General features: G+C 41.9%; 15 protein-coding genes. 8 read left to right on the top strand and 7 right to left on the bottom strand.

Translation table 11 applies throughout. The features are described 5' to 3' along the window. Together Q1V93_RS02570 and ribD are read right to left on the bottom strand one after the other, a co-directional pair. The coding region (locus tag Q1V93_RS02570; RefSeq protein ID WP_300661006.1) for an MBL fold metallo-hydrolase at nt 1-712 on the bottom strand (712 nt) is incomplete at its 3' end. A 99-nt stretch (nt 713-811) separates the two neighbouring features. Next, entirely contained in the window at nt 812-1,855 is a 1,044-nt protein-coding gene (gene ribD / locus Q1V93_RS02565; protein ID WP_300661003.1) for a bifunctional diaminohydroxyphosphoribosylaminopyrimidine deaminase/5-amino-6-(5-phosphoribosylamino)uracil reductase RibD, read from the bottom strand. 254 nt (nt 1,856-2,109) lie between these two features. Here ribD and Q1V93_RS02560 point away from each other — a divergent pair, with 254 nt between their 5' ends. From Q1V93_RS02560 to Q1V93_RS02550, 3 genes are all read left to right on the top strand, one after another. Next, entirely contained in the window at nt 2,110-3,366 is a 1,257-nt protein-coding gene (locus Q1V93_RS02560) for an MFS transporter (protein WP_300661000.1), read from the top strand. A 77-nt stretch (nt 3,367-3,443) separates the two neighbouring features. Next, nucleotides 3,444-4,721, top strand: a complete 1,278-nt coding sequence (locus tag Q1V93_RS02555; RefSeq protein WP_300660997.1) for a dicarboxylate/amino acid:cation symporter — start codon at nt 3,444-3,446, stop codon at nt 4,719-4,721. Nucleotides 4,722-4,868: 147 nt separating this feature from the next. Beyond that, nucleotides 4,869-5,504, top strand: a complete 636-nt coding sequence (locus Q1V93_RS02550) for an NAD(P)H-binding protein (RefSeq protein WP_300660995.1) — start codon at nt 4,869-4,871, stop codon at nt 5,502-5,504. Nucleotides 5,505-5,587: 83 nt separating this feature from the next. Here Q1V93_RS02550 and Q1V93_RS02545 read toward each other — a convergent pair whose 3' ends face one another. The 4 genes from Q1V93_RS02545 to Q1V93_RS02530 are packed head-to-tail and all read right to left on the bottom strand — an operon-like array spanning nt 5,588 to nt 7,327. Continuing rightward, a complete protein-coding gene (locus Q1V93_RS02545; protein WP_300660992.1) occupies nt 5,588-5,896 on the bottom strand; it encodes a hypothetical protein in 309 nt (102 codons plus the stop codon). Nucleotides 5,897-5,953: 57 nt separating this feature from the next. After that, nucleotides 5,954-6,595, bottom strand: a complete 642-nt coding sequence (locus Q1V93_RS02540) for a hypothetical protein (protein WP_300660989.1) — start codon at nt 6,593-6,595, stop codon at nt 5,954-5,956. Nucleotides 6,596-6,598: 3 nt separating this feature from the next. Further along, nucleotides 6,599-7,096 carry a cupin domain-containing protein gene (locus tag Q1V93_RS02535; RefSeq protein ID WP_300660986.1) on the bottom strand — a complete coding sequence of 166 codons (498 nt, stop codon included), beginning with the start codon at nt 7,094-7,096 and terminating at the stop codon, nt 6,599-6,601. Nucleotides 7,097-7,108: 12 nt separating this feature from the next. After that, nucleotides 7,109-7,327 (bottom strand): DUF4287 domain-containing protein, encoded by a 219-nt coding sequence (locus Q1V93_RS02530; RefSeq protein ID WP_300660982.1) that lies wholly within the window; start codon nt 7,325-7,327, stop codon nt 7,109-7,111. A gap of 189 nt (nt 7,328-7,516) precedes the next feature. Between Q1V93_RS02530 and Q1V93_RS02525 the strand changes: the two genes are divergently transcribed. The 5 genes from Q1V93_RS02525 to Q1V93_RS02505 all read left to right on the top strand — a co-directional run bounded on the left by Q1V93_RS02525 (nt 7,517) and on the right by Q1V93_RS02505 (nt 12,241). Beyond that, complete coding sequence (locus Q1V93_RS02525) at nt 7,517-8,629, top strand: alkene reductase (protein WP_300660979.1); 1,113 nt, start codon at nt 7,517-7,519, stop codon at nt 8,627-8,629. A 120-nt stretch (nt 8,630-8,749) separates the two neighbouring features. Further along, nucleotides 8,750-9,724, top strand: a complete 975-nt coding sequence (locus Q1V93_RS02520; RefSeq protein ID WP_300660976.1) for an aldo/keto reductase — start codon at nt 8,750-8,752, stop codon at nt 9,722-9,724. A gap of 3 nt (nt 9,725-9,727) precedes the next feature. Continuing rightward, the gene (locus Q1V93_RS02515; protein WP_300660973.1) at nt 9,728-10,840 is read left to right on the top strand and encodes an alkene reductase; all 1,113 of its coding nucleotides are present in this window, start codon (nt 9,728-9,730) and stop codon (nt 10,838-10,840) included. Between the two features lie 13 nt (nt 10,841-10,853). Then, nucleotides 10,854-11,612: a type 1 glutamine amidotransferase domain-containing protein gene (locus tag Q1V93_RS02510; protein ID WP_300660970.1), complete on the top strand. Its 759-nt coding sequence runs from the start codon at nt 10,854-10,856 to the stop codon at nt 11,610-11,612. 53 nt (nt 11,613-11,665) lie between these two features. Next, a complete protein-coding gene (locus Q1V93_RS02505; protein WP_300660968.1) occupies nt 11,666-12,241 on the top strand; it encodes a Crp/Fnr family transcriptional regulator in 576 nt (191 codons plus the stop codon). 40 nt (nt 12,242-12,281) lie between these two features. Here Q1V93_RS02505 and Q1V93_RS02500 read toward each other — a convergent pair. Beyond that, nucleotides 12,282-12,741 (bottom strand): hypothetical protein (locus Q1V93_RS02500; RefSeq protein ID WP_300660967.1); only part of this gene is annotated, 460 nt, incomplete at its 5' end.

Raw genomic sequence — 12,741 nt, 5'->3', positions numbered from 1 at the left:
TTTCACCTAAGGTAATCAAGGGGCGGGTATCGTATCCCATGACATACGGAAGCGGAATGTGTCCCGTACTCGGAAGTAAATCCGCCATGAATACCAGGGTTTTATCCTGATAATGAATATGAGGAATCATCATGCTTTCGGTATGTCCGTCTACAAAAAGCACATCGAAATTGTTGAAGACATTTTGAGTGTAATTTCCGTTGCGTTCTACAAACTTCAACTGTCCGCTTTCCTGTAAGGGCAGGATGTTTTCACTTAAAAAGGATGCTTTTTCACGTGCATTGGGTTCTGTAGCCCATTTCCAGTGATTTTCAGTACTCCAATACGTCGCGTTTTTGAAAACAGTTTCCAGTTTGGTTCGGTCGGAATTCCATTTTACAGCTCCGCCGCAATGATCAAAATGAAGATGGGATAAAAAGACATCCGTGATCTGATCCAGGCCAAAACCGAGTTTATTGAGACTTTGCTTCAACGTTTTGGTATCCGCCAAATAGTAATGAGAAAAGAACTTTTCACTTTGTTTGTCTCCGATTCCTGTATCAATCAGGATCAGCCTGTTTCCGTCTTCGATCAGTAAACAGCGCATAGCCCAATTACAAAGATTGTTCTCATCTGCCGGGTTTGTTTTCGACCAGAGACTTTTTGGAACGACTCCGAACATGGCTCCGCCGTCTAACTTAAATGTGCCTGTTTCGATTGGGTAAATTTTCATCTTCTTTTATTTGAACGTGTTAAATCTACCAGTGAGTAGATTCATTTCAGCGAACTAAAAGTAGGGAATTCAATGCTTTTGGCAATGGATTCGATGATTTTAAAGGTTGTAATTGTGATAATAATTTAACAGATCTTTTCCGAATGGAATCTGGCGGTTGACCATTTTTGATAAAACAGGAGCCTTTATTCCTGATTTGAATTCAGTTTCTCCAACGATCACCAAGGCTTCATCCCAAAGACCGGATTCGATGAATTGTATCACAGTAAAAGCGCCGCCTTCGATGATGACCGAACTGATTTGAAGCTCATGCAACTTCGCTAAAATGGATTCCGGGCTGAATTCTCCCAGTTTCACAAACTGAATCGAATCAAGCATTTTTTCTTCTTTTCCATTTAGAACAACTGTTTTCAAACCATCTGTGAAAAGGACTGAATCTTTTGGTGCTTGTAGTTGTGGATCAACCACTATCCGGATGGGATTTGTTCCTGCAAATGCGCGTGCTGTGAGATTAGGATTGTCATTTTGAACCGTATGCCAACCTACCAAAATGGCTTGTTCGCTTGTCCGTAATTGATGCGTAATAACTTGTGTTTCAGGTTGTGAAATCCAGTTGATTCCGGTTTCGGTTTGTTCCGAACGATCGCGATCAATAAATCCATCGCTGGTTTGAGCCCACTTCAAAGTCACGAAAGGGCGCTTTTTCGTATGGAAGGTAATGAAACGCTTATTCAACTCTTTGGCTTCAGCTTCCAAAACGCCGCAATCTACCTGAATTCCAGCATTTCTGAGTTTTTCAATTCCTCTTCCTGCAACTTCTGAGAACGGATCAACCTGGGCAATGACCACGCGTTTGAACTGCGAACGGATCAACAAATCTGCACACGGTGGCGTTTTTCCAAAATGAGAACAAGGTTCGAGTGTCACATAAATCGTAGATTCCAGAAGCAGGGTTTTGTCTTTGACTGAATTGACAGCATTGACTTCTGCGTGTGCTTCGCCAAATTTCCGGTGATATCCTTCACCGATTATTTCATCCTGATGAACAATCACAGCGCCAACCAACGGATTTGGGGAGACAGAAACACCTCCCAATTTTGCCAGTTGCAATGCACGCTGCATATATTTTTCATCCAAACTCATCGTGTAAAATTACGAATTCCCAATTGAACGGAGAATGGAGAATGGGGAATTGAAAAGATTGGATTGTTTTGAATCATTTTGCCATTTTAAGAATTTGGCAATTGGGGAGTCTGTCGGTTTGATAATTTGGCAATTCGTAATTTTACGAATCTGTGCAAAAAAAATGACTCCATTCAAACTTCTGTCCTCATTCGTCATTGAGCACTCGTAATTCGCAATTGATTTTACTATCTTCGGCGCTCAAACAAACTACTTTGGAAAAGATTACCTCTTATAAACCCCTTTGGTCTTTGCCTGTGATTGTTGCAGCATTGGGCTACTTCGTAGATATTTACGATTTACTTCTTTTCGGAATTGTCCGCGTTCCCAGTCTGAAAGGACTTGGTTTTAGCGAAACCGAAATTTCAGATGTCGGCACCATGATTGTGAACTGGCAGATGGGAGGTTTGCTTTTGGGAGGAATTTTATGGGGAATCCTGGGAGATAAAAGAGGCCGTTTATCCGTACTTTTTGGTTCCATTGTGATGTACTCGATGGCGAATATCATGTGCGGATTTTTACCGTATTTCCCAAATGACAAAGAAAACCTGACTTACATGTATATCGCTTTGCGTTTCATCGCAGGAGTGGGGCTTGCAGGTGAATTGGGAGCTGGTATTACGCTGGTTTCTGAGGTTTTACCGAAAGAACTGAGAGCATTGGGAACTTCGTTAGTTGCAGGAGTTGGTTTGTCGGGAGCCGTTGTGGCAAATTTGACGGTAAAACTAACGGAAGAATGGAACATTGCTTACTTCATCGGAGGCGGAATGGGAATCGGTTTGTTGTTGCTTCGGATTGGTGTGTTGGAATCCGGAATTTTTAAGGAAACGAAAAAGCGGGAAGTAACACGCGGAAATTTCCTGATGTTCTTTACCAATTGGGATCGATTCTGGCGCTATCTGCGGTGTATCGGAATTGGATTGCCGACCTGGTTTTGTATCGGAATCCTGGCCATGTTCGGAAATGTATTCGGCGAAGCATTGGGAATTCCCGGAGGAATTAATCCCGGGGACGCCATTATGTGGGGATACATCGGAATTTCTGCCGGAGATATTTTCAGCGGAATCCTGAGTCACTGGCTGCAATCGAGACGAAAATCCATTTTGTGGATGATGGCTTTTACACTGATCAGCGTTGTATGGATTCTTTCCGGAACCATTCATTCCGCTTCGATGTATTACTTCATGTGCTGTTGGTTTGGTTTCGGAACAGGTTACTGGGCCATGTTCGTCACGATAGGAGCGGAGCAGTTCGGAACAAATATCCGGTCCACAGCAGCAACCACAATTCCAAACATGGTTCGCGGAACGGTTATTTTAATGACCATTGGCTTTGAATCCCTGATGGGTTCCGGATTTTCAGCACTGATTGCAGCAGGAATTGTGGGGTTGGTGTCTTTTGCAATTGGAATTTACAGTACCTGGAGTATTCCCGAAACGCATGGCAGGGATCTGGATTTTGTAGAGGAGTAAATCGACCAGTATCACTGCAATTGACCAATAATTAATATCTTCGAACGAATTATTCTTTTTAAAAGAAATCTTCTCTGATGGAAATAGACTTAAACGCAGCGCCGGTAAAACCAAAACCGTGGTATAGAGCTTTGTATTTTCAGGTACTTGTAGCAATTGTACTGGGTGTTACTTTAGGGTATTTTTATCCTGAATCGGGTGAAAAAATGAAACCGCTTGGAGATGGTTTTATTAACCTGATCAAGATGATCATTGCACCGGTAATTTTCATTACGGTAACGGTTGGAATTGCCTCCATGAACGATTTAAAAAAAGTTGGACGAATCACAGGGAAGGCATTTCTCTATTTTCTCACCTTTTCTACGTTAGCACTTATTATCGGGATGATCGTCAGTAATATTTTAAAACCCGGAAGTGGTTTGAATATTGATCCCAGTACCCTGGATCCGAAAGATGTTTCTGAATATGTTTCGGCTGCGCATGCCAATACATTTAGCAACTTTGTGTTAAATATCATCCCGAAAACCTTCATGAGTTCGTTGACCGGTGAGAATATTTTGCAGGTATTGTTTGCTGCCATTATGTTTGGAGTGGCCCTGTCATTAACAGCAGAGAAGAGTAAACCCGTTTTGGATTTCTTTCAGGCATTGACACATCCGATCTTCAAGATTGTGGATATTTTGATGAAACTGGCACCTATCGGAGCATTTGGAGCAATGGCTTTCACTATTGGAAAATATGGTGTTGAAACACTCCAAAACTTGTTTTTTCTGGTCGGAACGTTCTATCTCACGGCGGGCTTCTTTGTGGTGGTTGTACTGGGTTTAGTGGCAAGATACAACGGGTTCAATATTTTAAAATTGCTTCGTTATCTGAAAGATGAATTGTTGCTGGTACTTGGAACCAGTTCTTCCGAATCGGCATTGCCCACGTTGATGAAGAAACTGGAAAAAGCCGGGTGCTCGAACCAGGTGGTTGGTTTGGTGATCCCAACCGGTTATTCATTCAATTTGGACGGAACAAACATTTACATGACGTTGGCTGCGTTGTTTATTGCCCAGGCGTGTAATGTAGATTTGAGTTTCAGTCAGCAAGCTACTTTGCTCCTTGTGGCGATGTTGAGCTCGAAAGGAGCGGCAGGAGTTTCCGGAGCTGGATTTATTACCTTGGCAGCAACATTGACCGTTGTTCCTGATGTTCCTCCAGCAGGAATGGCCCTGATTTTAGGGGTTGACAAATTCATGTCGGAATGCAGGGCACTGACCAATCTGATTGGAAATGCCGTTGCAACGATTGTAGTGGCACGTTGGGAAAAACAATTGGACCCTGTGGCTTTGAAAGAAGCTTTGAAATAGAAACTTGCTGCTTTCAGCCTGATTGTCTATCTTTGAGCTATTAGAATCTCTTTATAAATAATGATTTGCTAAGAATCCGCGTGATTCTGTTTGGTTTCCGGAGTTGAAACCAACAACATTTCTATTATCCATTTATAAAGAATAATCATGAATAAATATAAAATTGCCGTTATCGGCGGAACTGGTAAGTCGGGAACTTACTTGGTCAACGAATTGCTTAAACAAGGCTATTCCATCAAGTTATTACACAGAAATCCTTCAAGTCTTTCGATTTCAGATCCGTTGATCGAATTGGTTTCCGGCGATGCACGAAACAGCGATGCAATGGAGACTTTATTAAGCGATTGCAATGCGGTCGTCAGCACGTTGGGACAACCAAAAGGTGAGCCGACCATTTTTAGCCAGGCAACGGAGAATATTCTGCAAGCCATGATCAAACACGGAATCAGACGCTATATCGTTACAACCGGTTTGAATGTAGATGTTCCGGGAGATCACAAAAATGAGAAAGTTCGTTTTGCGACTGACTGGATGTACCAGAATTATCCTGAAACAACGAAAGACAAACAGGTTGAATTTGAATGCCTGTCAAAAAGCAACCTGGATTGGACGCTGGTAAGATTGCCGATGATCATTCAAACGGATGATTCTTTTCCAGTAGCGGTTTCGTTGGAAGATTGTCCTGGAGAACAAATCAGTGCAAGTGATTTAGCCCGTTTTTTGATAGACCAGCTTTCTGATGAAAAATACATCCGGAAAAGCCCGTTTATAGCAAATAGCTAGAATCAGAGTTTTTTTATAACGCAAAGATGCAGAGGACGCAAAGATTGAATACTCCTTCGCGCCCTTTGTTTCTTTGCGTTCATTTATTTTAAAGTTCCTTTTGAACCGACAAAATCCAACACTTCCACATGATGAGAATCATTCAATCCGCTTGCATCACGCAATTCCTGGAATAATTTGAAAGAAGGAACATTCAGAAACTGATCCTGGATTTCCTTGTTTTGGTATTGAGAGAAGTGGACGAATGAAACACCATCTTCCTTGCAGAGCACCGTGTACTTGAATTGGGTGTTATCCAATGTTTCAAAATCTGCTAAAAAGCGTTGAATGTTTGCTTTGTTCTGCGCCGAGAATTCAGGTTTTACCTGGTAAGTGACAATTACTGATATCATATGAATTGAAAATTGAAAAGTCAAAATTGGTAAGAGGATATTGAAATCGGATTCGGTTTAAAATAAATAAAATCCGAGACGAAGCCCGGCATTGAAGTTGAGCCAGGTATTTTGGCCGGGAATCAATACAAAGTAAAGCGATTGAGAATCACCACCTTTTACGAGCCGGTCAAAATCGTGATGGGTTTCAAAAGAGGAATGTACGTTTCTGAATCGAACTCCGAAGCCTGCAAAAGCATTGATATATCCCCATTTTTCGTCAACAATCTTGTTTTCAAAATTGATGTTGATACAATTAATTTGTTTTCGGGTATAAACTACTATCGGAACATCCGGCTCTTCCTTGTAAGAATCGTGGTACTCAAAAGATTGCTTTTTGTAGAAATAACTGATGGAAATACTTGAATTGGAGTTTGGAAAACGGTATTTGACCCGGAAATCGGCATTTCCACCTTTCATGTTCTTTAGACCGTTAAAATTCGGAAAGTATCCGCCAAAATCTGCACTCACATACAGGTTTCGGGACAAGCGGATTTCAGTTCCTATTTTATAAGTGGAACCATTATAAAAATCAATCAAAGCTAGCGGAGCAATTTGAAGTGAAACTCTTTTTCGAACAGGAACAGAATCTGCCTTTGCAGTGTTGAAAAACGCTGTTGAGAATACTAAAACCAGGGTTGTTAAACGGACAACTTGCATGGCTTAATCCAGATAATCTTTCGGAAACAACTTCTGACCATACTTTTCTGCTGTTTGATTAATGAATTCCTGCTGCTCCGGATTCGGAGGAAGAACTTCAGGCATTGTTCCAACGGGAATTTCGCGCCCAACTTCCCGGAAAAAAGCATCCAAACCGGAAGGAACAACAATGCACAACAGTCGTGCGTTGATTGAAGACGTGTTTTTGAAGCAATGAACCGGTCCGTCCAAAGGAATATGAATCAAATCTCCCTGTTTGGCAGGAATGGTGTGCTCTTTCGTTTTCATTTCAACTGCTCCTTCCAGTACATAAAAACATTCCTGGAAACCTTTGTGTTCATGAGGAACGGGTCCCGCATTTGGCGGAACGAGCATTTCAACAATTGCCAGCTGCCCGTCTGAATGTTGTCCGTCGAGTAAAATGCTGTAAGCCGATGCGCCGATAGCAATCGCTTCAGAAGAGGTGTTGTTTGAAATGCGAACTGATTTTGTTTCGTCCATGAATCGGTATTGTTAAGATCGTTTTCCGGTAAAATAAGCGTAAACAGCCATTGCATGACCGTGTCCCAGGTCAAAATCTTCTTTGAGCCAGGAAACAATTTGTCCTGCTTTTACATCTGTGGGTATTTTTCCGTCTTTGAGTAGGCCTTTTTCGTGTGCTATTTGCTGAAAATCTTCGGGAGTTTTTCCTGTTTTGGTCTGAATATTATCTAAATATGCTTGAAATGACATAATAATCACGCTTTAAGTTTCAATTAAAAGTAGGAAAAATCAGCGTTCGGTGATTCATTCGTCTTTAATGATGAATTTGAGCATTTCCACTTTTAGATTCCTTAACAATTTGAAGAAGAAAGTTGTGACATACATCACAGTACTTTTCCATCAATTCGCGTCAACTTTGTTCCAACAAAATGACAAGCAATGCTATTCGAAAATTATCAATTAAAAAGACTTGAATTAAAGAACCGGATCGTAATGCCTCCAATGACGCGTTCACGATCTGCAAAAGGTGAAATAGCAACAGATTTGATGGCTGAATATTATGCGCAGCGTGCTTCGGCCGGATTAATCATTTCAGAAGGAACACAAATCAGCAGACAGGGACAAGGTTATGCCTGGACTCCCGGAATTTTTACCGCAGATCAGATTGCAGGCTGGAAAAAGGTGACGGATGCTGTTCATCAAAAAGGCGGAAAAATGTTCGCACAATTGTGGCATGTGGGAAGAGTTTCGCATACTTCCTTACAGGAAAACGGACAAGCTCCCGTTTCACCGTCGGCTATTCTGGCGGAAGGTGTGAGTGTTTTCCTTGCAAAAGACGGAAAAGATGCTTCGTCAGGAGCAGGTGAAATGGTGCAGCATTCGATGCCAAGAGCTTTAACCGTTCCGGAGATTCAACAAATCGTGAAAGAGTATGCTCAGGCTGCTAAAAATGCTATGGAAGCCGGGTTTGACGGAATAGAATTACATGGAGCGAATGGTTATCTGATCGAACAATTTATCGATTCGCAGACCAATCTCCGCACGGATGAATATGGCGGAAGCCTGGAAAACAGGCTGCGTTTTCTGAAAGAAGTTGCTACAGCGGTTTCAGAAGCAATCGGTGCTGAACGAGTAGGAGTGAGACAAGCGCCGCTGACAACTTTGATGGGAGCGATGGACGATAATCCGGAAGAAACATACATTGCAGCAGCGAAATTGTTGAATGAAATCGGAGTGGCTTATATTCACATTGCGGAAGCCGATTGGGAAAATGCTCCGGTGATGCCCGTTTCGTTCAAGGAAGCATACCGCGAAGTTTTTAAAGGAACCTTGATTTATTCCGGGAAATATACCAAAGAACGCGCAGAAGAAGCGTTGCAAAACGGTTGGGCGGATTTGATCGGTTTTGGACGACCATTTATTGCGAATCCGGATTTACCTTTCCGGTTGGAACACGATTTACCCCTGAATGAACCGAATAAAGCGAAGTTCTTTGGTGGCGGGGCAGCAGGTTATACGGATTATCCACTTGCGAAAGAATTGGTTAATTGATTTTTTAATGAATTACGAATTACGAATTACGAATTACGAATTACGAATTACGAATTACGAATTACGAATGATTGAACTTTTTAAACATTTTTTAATTAGAAATAACAAACAAACGACCGAATGAAAAGACAACTGGGAAAAAGTGAATTAATGATTTCTCCTTTGACATTGGGAACTTTCGCGATAGGCGGACTGATGTGGGGAGGAAATGACAAAAAAGATTCGATTGAAGCGATCAGGGAATCGATTCAACATGGAGTAACATCCATTGATACAGCTCCGTTTTACGGAGTAGGTTTGAGTGAAGAAGTTATCGGTGAAGCATTGAAAGGAGTGGATCGCTCCAAAGTGGAAATTCTCACCAAATTCGGATTGGTTTGGGAACAAGACGTAAAAGGAACGGTAGCTTTTGATGCACAAATTGACGGAAAAACCGTTCCGATCTATAAAAACGGACGCAAAGAGAATGTGATTCGCGAAGTAGAAAATAGTTTGAAACGACTTCAAACAGATTATATTGATTTGATTCAATTGCACTGGCCGGATGTGGAAACTCCGATTTCTGAAACGATGGAAGCCATGGAGCAATTGATGAAAGCTGGTAAAGTAAGAGCAATCGGGGTTTCGAATTATGACCGTGCACAATTGGAAGAGGGCTTGAAAACAACGGTTCTCCATTCGAACCAGGTTCCGTACAGTATGCTGAACAGAAGTATTGAAGAAGAATTGCTGCCTTTTGCAATTGAAAACCAAATCGGGATTATTGCTTACAGTCCTTTGGAAAGAGGTTTGCTTACCGGTAAATACTCCAACGGAACCGGAAAATTGAGCTCAGACGATCACCGGAACGGGTATTTCCAACAGTTTGATTCGGAAAATCTGAATCGCTTGTTGCAGGCATTAAATGATCTGGCAGGAACGAAAAATTGCAGTGTAGCACAGTTGGTATTGGCCTGGACCATGAATCAGCGCGGAATTACAACCGTTTTGGGTGGTGCAAGAAATGCGGAGCAGGCAATTCACAATGCGCAGTCTTTGCAAGTGCAATTATCTGATTCGGAATGGAATGAAATGCGAGATTTTATCAAAAACTAAGAGATGGATACAACTATTTTTGAGCCGGCAGTTTTAGGAAATCTGCATCTGAAAAACCGGATTGCAATGGCTCCGATGACAAGAGCGAGAAATGCAGATGGAATTCCAAACGAGAATAATGCCTTGTATTATCAGCAGCGCTCCGGCGCAGGCTTGATTGTGACAGAAGGAACAGCAATTTCCGAAACGGCAAAAGGAGTTCTTCACATTCCCGGACTTTATACAAAAGAACAGGTTGAAGGATGGAAATTGGTCACAAAAGCTGTTCACGAAGAAGGAACGGTCATTTTTGCGCAGCTTTGGCATGTGGGAAGAGTTTCGCATACTTCCATTCAACCTGGTAATCAAGCTCCGGTTGCACCTTCAGCTATTCAGGCAGAGAAATCATTTGCCTGGGGATGGAATGAAAACGGACAGGAGGGGTTTGTGACCTGTTCCAAACCAAGAGCGCTGGAAACAGGAGAAATTGCTCAAGTGGTGAAAGACTTTCAACTGGCAGCCAAAAATGCTGTTGAAGCCGGTTTTGACGGAATTGAATTGCACGGAGCAAACGGTTACCTGATCGAACAGTTTTTGAATCCGCATACCAATAACCGGACGGATCAATACGGTGGAAGTATTGAAAATCGTTCCCGCTTTTTATTAGAAGCGATTGATGCTTGTATTGAAGCAATCGGGGCAGAGAAGGTCGCAATTCGTTTAACTCCTTATGGTGGTTTGCATGAATTACCGCATTACGATGAGATTGAAGAAACTTACCGTTACCTGGCGGCAGAATTAGCTCAAAGAAAGATTGCGTACATTCATTTGATGGATCAAAAATCGCGGGGAAGTTTTGCGATTCCTGATGGTTTTTTGGAGCGATTCAGAAGTTGGTTTACCGGAACAATCATTTTAGCAGGAGGAATGAACCGTCAAAAAGCAGAAGCATTGGTTGAAGCGGGAATGATTGACCTGGCTGCTTTCGGAGAAGATTTTATTGCAAACCCGGATTTGGTGGAGCGCTTGATAAACAACTGGCCTTTAACGCTTCCCAAAAGAGAATTACATTACGGTTTAACGCTGGATGGGTATACAAACTGGAAAACGTATCCGGAATCTGTTTTAGCAAGCTGAAAAACAAAAAAAGATGAAAAGAATCAGTCAATTAATAGCAGCCATTTTCCTTTTGAGTTTAGGAAATACCGGATTTGCACAACAAACGAACAAGCGTATGAAAACAAAAATTTTATTTGTGGTGACGAGCCACGATACGAAAGGAAGTACAGGAGAAAAAACGGGATATTACCTGGCAGAAGTTTCCCATGCGTGGAAAGTATTGACCGAAGCAGGTTATGAAATTGATTTTGTGAGTCCGAAAGGCGGAAATCCTCCGGTTGACGGTTTCGATCTGTCTGATGCGGAAAACAAAGAATTCTGGGAGAATGAACAGTATCATCAGAAAATCACCCATACGATGAAACCTTCCGAAGTAAAGCCGGAAGCGTATGCGGGAATCTTTTATGCGGGAGGACACGGAGCGATGTGGGATTTGCCCGATAATGCTGAAATTGCACAAATCGCAGCGAAAATTTATGAGAACAACGGAATTGTAGCTGCTGTGTGTCACGGTCCTGCCGGGCTGGTGAATATCCAGTTGAGCAACGGCACTTACCTGATTTCGGGAAAGAAAGTGAACGGATTTTCCAATGAAGAAGAAGAGTTGGTAAAACTGACCCATGTGGTTCCGTTCCTTTTGGAAGACCAACTGAAGAAACAAGGCGGAATGTATGAGAAATCAGCTCCGTGGAGTGAACACGTTACGGTAGACGGACGTTTGATTACCGGGCAAAATCCGCAATCTGCGAAAGGTGTCGGAGAAGCGATTAAAAAGGCCCTGGCAAAATAGTATTTTTCCCTTATCGAAATTCCTGAAGCATATTTCTTTCGTATTTTTATGAAATGGAATATGCTTCTTTTTTACGCAATCATATCGGCAGCGTAGTTCCCGTTACGGAAGAAGAACTGGAACTGATCACCAACTGTTTTACCCCCGTTTTTGTTCCCAAAAAGACCAGTCTGCTTTCTTGTGATCAACTCGTTTCCCGGGAATATTTGGTAGTTGAAGGCTGTATGAAATTGTTTATGGTTGACGAAGCCGATAAAGAATACATCATTCAGTTTGCGATGGAAAACTGGTGGATTTCGGATTATCCGGCTTATCATTTCAAAACAAAATCAACGACTTGTATCCAGGCTTTGGAAGATTGTGTGGTTTTGGAGCTAACGGCTGAAAACAAGCAAAAACTGATGAGTGAAATTCCGGCAATGATGGCTTTTTTCGGACAGAAATCATTCAGCGGCTATGTGGCTTTACAAAAGCGGGTTTTATCTTTACTTAAAAACTCCGCAAAAGAAAAATACGAATTGTTGTTGGCTCAGTATCCCGAGCTTTTTCAACGGGTTTCCAAAACGATGATTGCACATTATCTGGGAGTTTCCAGAGAAACTTTGAGTCGTTTGGAGAAGAAGAATTAATGGTGGCTGAGCGGAATCGAAGCCACCATCTGAAGACATCTTAAAAAAAGTTGCGGTTGTCCGTAACGAGTTTCAATCCTTTGAAAATTCCTTTGTCAAACTGAATGCGGCTTGCTTTCACGGCAATAGGGAATAAACTATTTGCATTGGAAACCATTTTCAGTGTTTGTTGTGATTTGGAACTGAAATCCAGTTTTCCTTCAGCTGCCTGGTTCAAAGAAGCTACAATTCCTGCATCCACATTAAAATCTGTTTCAATTTCTACATTCAGGTTTTTAGCCATGACCACTCCCGTGATAATGAGAATATTGTTTCGGTTTGCATTCTTCAGTAAAACCGGGTTTACATGTTTGAAATCAGCATTAGAGAGGTAATCCGTAATTTCTCCTAAAGGAATGACGCGGGTAACGGAATTGTTGTAGCTGATCGTTACTTTCTTCCCGGATTTGATATTGGCTGAAACTTCAAACGATCCCAAACCGATGGACTTTAAAATGTCT

Source organism: Fluviicola sp., assembly GCF_030151805.1.
Taxonomy (GTDB): Bacteria; Bacteroidota; Bacteroidia; order Flavobacteriales_D; family Crocinitomicaceae; genus Fluviicola.
Note: the sequence above shows the minus strand (reverse complement) of the source record. Positions and strands in the feature narration are given on the sequence as shown.